The organism is Mycobacterium sp. (genome assembly GCF_052144515.1).
In the GTDB taxonomy this organism is placed as follows: Bacteria; Actinomycetota; Actinomycetes; order Mycobacteriales; family Mycobacteriaceae; genus Mycobacterium.
The window spans coordinates 1-2,645 of the sequence record NZ_JBKQQD010000018.1 but is presented as its reverse complement, the minus strand read 5'-3'; the positions used below and the strand labels follow the sequence as shown (position 1 = coordinate 2,645).

2 protein-coding genes are annotated in these 2,645 nt (G+C 63.9%); both read left to right on the top strand.

Going from position 1 to position 2,645, the window contains the following annotated elements; genetic code table 11:
- Nucleotides 1-140: 140 nt before the first annotated feature.
- Nucleotides 141-1,847: a hypothetical protein gene (locus ACLP9N_RS00825; RefSeq protein ID WP_442405616.1), complete on the top strand. Its 1,707-nt coding sequence runs from the start codon at nucleotides 141-143 to the stop codon at nucleotides 1,845-1,847.
- 294 nt (nucleotides 1,848-2,141) lie between these two features.
- Nucleotides 2,142-2,471, top strand: coding sequence for a hypothetical protein (locus tag ACLP9N_RS00820; protein ID WP_442405615.1), 330 nt, complete (start codon nucleotides 2,142-2,144; stop codon nucleotides 2,469-2,471).
- Nucleotides 2,472-2,645 lie beyond the last annotated feature (174 nt).

Below are 2,645 nucleotides of genomic sequence, written 5' to 3'. Positions count from 1 at the left end.
ACATGTTGGGGTTCACCGTCCGCTTCGACCCGATCCAGGCCGCCTGACCACCACGCCACCTCGGGCGCAGCGCAACAAACACCAAATCACCCGAGCAGCCGCGGCTCACCCATAATTTTCGGACCAGAGAGGAACGCCTCATGACGCCCGACTGGAGCCGGGTCACGCTGGAGGATGTCCGGCGGGCCTGCCAGATGTACGACACAGGAGCCCCCCGACCGAAGCGGCCCGCTCGAAGCACGTTTCTCCTTCTCAATGGCAAGACCTATCCCGCCAAGTTCATCCGGGGGCTGGCCTACCGTCTGGCAACTGGCATCGAACTTGACCCGAATGTGGATTACTCCGGGGGAATGGAGACGGTGAGGTTTTTCCAGGGCCTCGGCCTGGCAACGCAGCATGGTTCGGCTTCCATCCCAGCGGCACCGCCGGTGATCGCCGATGCAGCCCCGCTGTCTCCGGCTCAACCAGTACCGCACCCGCAGGGTCAACCACCATCATCTGCCCCACAGCGCCGCAAGGAACCGCAGAAGGAGGCGCTGGCTGCGCTTTTGCGCTTGCAGTTTGGTGCGGTCGAGAGGGAGGCCAAGTTCCCGTGGCTTACGGTGCCGCCGTCTGACCAGATGGACGGCACGATCCTGGCCATTTATCACGCCCTGCAAGGGATGAGGGGCTATTCGACATTCGCCTCGTTCGGGAAGCCGCTTTTCTGTGACTTCTTCGTGCCCGCCGAACGCTTGGTCATCGAATACGACGAGCGGCAGCACTTCACCGTGCAGCGGGCCAAGTCCCTGGAGCTTTACCCGCCAGACCTTGCCCTCGGCTTCGACCGGCAGGAGTGGCTAACGGCCTGCCGCACGATCCGGGCGACCGACCCGACGCCTCCGTACCGGGACGAGCAGCGGGCCTTCTACGACTCCCTCCGGGACATCCTGGCAGCACGGAACGGCATCCGGCTGATCCGCTTGCGGTACGGCACCTTTGACTGGACCGGCCCCGGCGCTGAGGTACAAGTCTCCAACGTGCTTGCGAGTGGGCAGGCCCCTGTCCCTCAGCCCGCAACCGGCCTGATTGCCCAGGCAGCCGCCAAGCCAACGGTCGCTCAGATCAGGAAGGTGGCGCTTGTCTCGCATAACTACAACGTGGCCGACGACCGGGGTCTATACGACTATTCGGAACACTTCGCCCGGATCAACAAGCTGTGCGACGAGCAGGGCTGCGACACGATCCTCTACGCCCTGTTCACATGGGATCAGGACTCTCTGGTGGTCCGAAACCACGATGCCATCTTCGGCGGGCTGGATCACACCCAGCGGGTGATCCTCGAAGTGGGGCAACGCGGGCCCAAGGGCATCGATCACAGCGAGGTCTGGTTCCGGGGCAAGCAGGACCCTTTGGTGGCTCGTCAGCATTTTGCCAAGTCCTCCGACCGCGTCGCCGACAAACGGGCGTTCATGAATGACCTCCCCGCCCGCCATGTGGCGGACGGCCTGCTGGTGATGTGCGGGGAGACGAACATCGCCTCGATGCTTCGCCACTCGGACTTCAACGACCCGCTCCGTTTCACCAATCGGCTTGAGGAGATGAAAGTCCGCGTGATCCTCAACCCCATCCACGACTACATGACCCGATACGAAATGCGGAAGAAGCGCTGCCGCTACTCGTTCGGCGGCCGAACGGTCATCTCGGTCTGGAACCAGGGCCGGGGCAGAGAGGCTTCCCTGCCGTGGACCGTCTTCTACGACGGCATGGAGCGGACAAAGGCCGTTGGGGAATTACCCAGACCGTTTAGCGACCGGCCCGATATTCGGATCGGCGTACTCGATTTGACATCGCTTCATGGCGGATAAGGAGGCTTCCCGGCCAACGCTGGTGGATGAACTCGCGAGCCTAAGTCCAAAGGCGCGCCGTGAACTCCTAACAACCCTCATTCGGCTCTCCGAGACCTTCGCCGAGGTGCCGGATTGTGGCCACACCGCCCACACGCTCGGGCTGTTGGCCACGGGCTCGACTCCGACCGACCGGCGCTGACCCGTACTTGTCCTGCCAGGCGAACTCCTCATGCCGGGGAAAAAGCCCAGAAGGACACCACCGGCACAAACCAACCCCAAAATGGAATTGGTCCACCACCGAAAGAGAAACCCATGACCGACACGCCCGAAGACCTGCCGTCGCCCGACGAGTTCCGAAGGAAGATGGCCCACGTCGACCGCGAGTTCGCAGATGCCCGCCGGTACCTGTCGGCGTTGTGCGCCGAAGACAATCGGGCGCTCGGTGCGCTGATGGTGGAGATCCACCGCAGCGGACGCGCCATGAACGTCTTGGCAGCGATGGCGGTGCTGGCCCTCGACTTCGCCCACCTGTCCGCGGACCGCCTCGGCGGCGATGTCCAGAAGTGGCTCGACGAGTCGGCGATGGCCCAGGACACCGCCGAGACCGAGCGGGACCAGACCGAGCTCGGCGGCGAGGGATAACCTTCGGGACCGTACCTGACCGATAGACCGCTGTCGGTGGCCGGGGGTTGGTGCAGCACGAGCGTTGTTGCCGTGGCTGCCGACCCCTCGGGGTCCGTGCGAGTGACTGCCGCGACCGTTGACGGGGAGCGGCTGGCCCCAACACTCCCTGATTTGTCATGTCTCGAAAGAGAC